A 3,132-nucleotide genomic window follows, 5' to 3' on the forward strand; every position below is an offset into this window, starting at 1 on the left:
CGCCCTCGCTCGGGCGTCCGCCAAACCCGCCCAGCAGGTGCGCCTCCAGTCGCTGCCCTTTGCGCCCTCGCCGCAGCACCACTGCGGTGGCGTCCAGGTGCGCCAGCGTCATGGGCCTCGATGTGCCGCCTACCTGTCCCCAGTCATGCACCGCAGACAGCGCCAGCGTGTACCGCCCCGGGACGGGGGGCCGGCCGAAGAGGACGTGCTGCACGTCCAGGGCCACCTCCGCTCCCGTCAGGCGAGCGCTCAGCATGTCCGAGGCGAAGACCTCCGCGTACACCGGCCCCAATGTCCCCGTCGCGATGACGCTGGCCGGGTGGTAGTCGGGGTTGAGGCGGTTGCCGTAACGCCGCACCAGGTGCCCGGACAGGAGGGAATAGCCCTCCATCATCCCCAGCCACACCGAGTTGGGCGTGTCCCCTCCCACCATGAAAAGGCGCACCACCTGCCCCCAGTCGGACAGCGTGTCCCAGTCCTCCCGCCTCACGAGGCCCGCGCCTTCCCCTCCGCCCCACAGCCGCAGCCGTACCGGCGCCCCGAGAATGAGGCGGAACGACTCCCCCTTTCCCAAGGCCACCATGGGCTCCACCTGCACGAAGCCTTCGTCGGTGCCTGCGCCCCTCCGAGGCAGCAACGTCCACGTCGCCGCGTCCATGCGCAGCAGGTTCGTCATCGGAGGTGCCGAGTCGGACGTCGCGGACGCAGAGGACTCCTCCTCGGGCTGAGCCTCTCCCTCTTCCTCCTCGCCGGAAGACTTGTCGGAGATGGCCTCCTCCAGCCTTCGCACGGTGGCGTCGAAGTCCTCTGGGGTGACGGCCTCCTGCGCCCCTCCGGCCCCGGGCAACAGCAGCAGCAAGACGACGGCCCAACTCCCATGCATGCCCATCGACGCCTCCGTGGCGGGCCCCAGCAGGGGCGCTCAGCACAGAGGCTCCCTGCTCAGTCCGACAGGTCGGCAAACCGTGCGGGGAAGTTGACTGCAAGAGTCACAGGCGACCCGGCCCGTTGGGAGTATCGACAGACGTGCCAAGCCGGACAGCGAGGTCCTCGCACACCTGCACGTCACCACCACCCGGGAAGCCGTCTGGGCAGCCCCACACACTGGCACGGAGAGGCGGCACAGCACCTCGACCTCGTGCCAGGGTGGGCAGGTCCGGCTCTACTCCTCCGCTGGTGGAGGCGGCGCTGTCGGTGCGTCCGGAGGCGGTGGGCGTGCGAGTGACGAAGACGCTCCTGGAGGTGTTGAAGGACGCGGGGCATCCGCCGCCGGCGGTGGACTTCGGGCTGGCCATGCTGGCGCAGGCGCTGGGACTGCCACCGGGCGCGGGGGCCACGCTGTTCGCGATAGGGCGCGCGGCGGGCTGGGTGGAACACGTGCTGGAGCAGCGCGAGCAGAGACACCTGCTGCGTCCGCGCGGCCGCTACGTTGAGCCCGCTCCCACTCCGAGGGGCACCGTCTCTGGATGGAGCCCGCGGCGCGATGAATGCTCACCGGTAGGAATGACCCCATGAATGTTGGCGCCATCCCTACCAGTGAGTTTGCTTGCTATGGGTCGACGGTGAAGGGAACGACGACCAAGTTGTTCTCCTCATTCGTCTCGGGGAGCGCGCCGTTTCTATCCACCGACAGGATGAGGTTGTAGACACCGGGCGTCAGCGTCGCCGGTAGCGTGACGGTCCTGGTGAGGGAATAGCTCGCCCCCGGCTCCAGAGCCGTCCTGCGTGACTCGTTCGCGAGCGACGTATCCCCCGTGCAGCAGGTCTCATCCTTGGAGAGGTAGACGTAATCCGACCAGCTCGGATGCGCAACAACACCCACTGAGCCATTGCTCACGCTCCAGGCCAGACTGATGGAGGAGCCCGCCCGTGCCGAGGGCGGAGCCGACAATCCCCCTGGAACGAGGTCCGCAGCGCGAAGACTGATGGGCAGCGCCGTCCATGTGTTGTTCTCCTCATTCGGCTCGTGAAGCACACCGTTGCGGTCTACTCGAAGGAGGAGGAAGTAGTTCCCAGCAGGCACGCTCGGCAGGACCGCGGACTCCGTGATGGTATAACTCGCCCCAGGCGCCAGCGCGCTCGTGCGAACCTCGCTCAGCACCGACGTATCCCCGCTGTCATATCTCTCGTCCGTAGAGAGGTAGACGTAGTCGTACCAGTTCGGGTACGCGACCTCCGTGCCCGCATTGGTGACCGTCCACGTAAAGGACACGGACTCCTGAGCCTCGGCCACCGAGGGTCCACTGAACGCGGTGGCCGCCAGATCTGGGTTCGTCACGGTGATGGGCAGCGCGGTCCAAGTGTTGTTCGTCTCTTCCGATTCGTAGAGGGCACCGTAATGGTCGACCCGGAGGAGCAGAAAGTAGTTCCCTGCAGGAACGTTTGGCAGTGTCGCGGTATTGGCGACCGTGTAGCTCGCTCCCGGTGCCAGCCCACCCGAGTGCTGCCAGCTCGTCACGTTGACGTCTCCACCACCGAACGTCTGGTCGGTGGAGAGGTAGACGAAGTCGGACCAGGACCGATACGCGTTGGCCGTGCCCGCATTCGTGACCGTCCAACTGATGGGCGCCCGCTGCTGGACCGCAGCCTCCGACGGTCCGCTGAACGCGGTGATGGCCAAGTCAGGATTCGTCACGGTGATGGGCAGCGCGGCCCACCCATTGTTCCCGTCGTCCCGCTCCACCACGACGGAGGTGCTGTCGACGCGCAGGAGCAAGAAGTAGTCGCCAGCAGGCGCTCCTGGCAGATCTACCGACTTCGTGACGGTATAGCTGCCCCCCGGCGCGAGCAGCGTACTCCGTGACGCATCCAGCACCAGCGCGTCGTTGCTGCTGGGGTAGATGTCGCGCGACAGATATATGGCGTCGCGCCATGATGGCGTGGCATCCACCGAGCCCTGGTTCGTGACGGTCCAGGACAAGGAAACCGTCTGCCGTGTCGCCGCTGCGGCAGGCCCAATGAAGGCAATGGGAGCCAAGTCTGCGGCTACCATCGAAGCCGGGGACCTGAGCGATCCCCGCATTTGAGCGAGCGGCTCGCCAGGCGCCTACCTGACAGCTCCGTGCGAAGCAGAGTGGTGGGGTACAGGAGGAGAGGCCATGCTGGTACGCAAGGTGGCCATCAACGAAGAGC

General features: G+C 66.8%; 2 protein-coding genes and 1 pseudogene. 1 reads left to right on the top strand and 2 read right to left on the bottom strand.

The genetic code is table 11. The annotated features are described in order from the left end of the window. A pseudogene (locus tag G4D87_RS35950) lies at nucleotides 1-889 on the bottom strand (hypothetical protein); the annotation flags it as partial. Nucleotides 890-1,146: 257 nt separating this feature from the next. Between G4D87_RS35950 and G4D87_RS39785 the strand changes: the two are divergent. Then, nucleotides 1,147-1,515, top strand: a complete 369-nt coding sequence (locus G4D87_RS39785; protein WP_275902326.1) for a citrate/2-methylcitrate synthase — start codon at nucleotides 1,147-1,149, stop codon at nucleotides 1,513-1,515. Nucleotides 1,516-1,549: 34 nt separating this feature from the next. Here G4D87_RS39785 and G4D87_RS35960 read toward each other — a convergent pair whose 3' ends face one another. Beyond that, nucleotides 1,550-3,022, bottom strand: coding sequence for a CARDB domain-containing protein (locus G4D87_RS35960; protein ID WP_338045022.1), 1,473 nt, complete (start codon nucleotides 3,020-3,022; stop codon nucleotides 1,550-1,552). Between the last annotated feature and the right edge of the window lie 110 nt (nucleotides 3,023-3,132).

It is taken from the genome of Myxococcus vastator (assembly GCF_010894475.1).
Classification (GTDB): Bacteria; Myxococcota; Myxococcia; order Myxococcales; family Myxococcaceae; genus Myxococcus; species Myxococcus vastator.

Excerpts from the sequence above, each read along its gene's own strand:
- G4D87_RS35960 (WP_338045022.1), bottom strand. The coding sequence starts at position 3,022 with ATGCGGGGATCGCTCAGGTCCCCGGCTTCGATGGTAGCCGCAGACTTG.